Source organism: Vibrio sp. 1288 (assembly GCF_033344475.1).
In genome coordinates, this window is sequence record NZ_JAWPOX010000865.1 from 1 (window position 1) to 580 (window position 580).

The following is a 580-nucleotide window of genomic DNA, read 5'->3' on the forward strand; positions in this document are numbered from 1 at the left end:
GTAAGCCAAACCACGAGAAATCGCTTGGTCGATACCAGCACGTACACGGTAGAAGCCTTCTTGAGTACGCTCACCTTCAATAAAGTCTTTATCATATGGGTCGCAATCTGAAGTTAGTAGGTCTGCCGCGTTCGCATCAGTACGTGCAATAACTAGCGTTGTTGTGCCAGAAACGTCTGCAGCAAGACGTGCAGCTACCAGTTTTTGTACCGCTTCTTGCGTCGGAACCAGTACTTTACCGCCCATGTGACCACATTTTTTAACCGAAGCGAGTTGGTCTTCAAAGTGAACACCAGCGGCACCGGCTTCGATCATCGACTTCATCAGTTCGTATGCGTTTAGCACGCCACCAAAGCCCGCCTCTGCGTCCGCTACGATTGGTAGGAAGTAATCAATACCACCTTCATCTTCAGGAGACTTGCCATTCGCCCACTGAATTTGGTCAGCACGACGGAAAGAGTTGTTGATGCGCTTAACCACTGAAGGCACTGAGTCCACTGGGTATAGCGACTGATCCGGGTACATAGTCGATGCAGTGTTATTATCTGCCGCTACCTGCCAGCCTGATAGGTAAATCGAT

At 49.7% G+C, this 580-nt stretch carries 1 protein-coding gene; it reads right to left on the reverse strand.

Annotated elements, in window-relative coordinates; all coding sequences use genetic code 11:
* Positions 1-580: isocitrate lyase (aceA, locus tag R8O11_RS29795; protein ID WP_318195202.1), on the reverse strand; the 580-nt coding region annotated here is incomplete at both ends.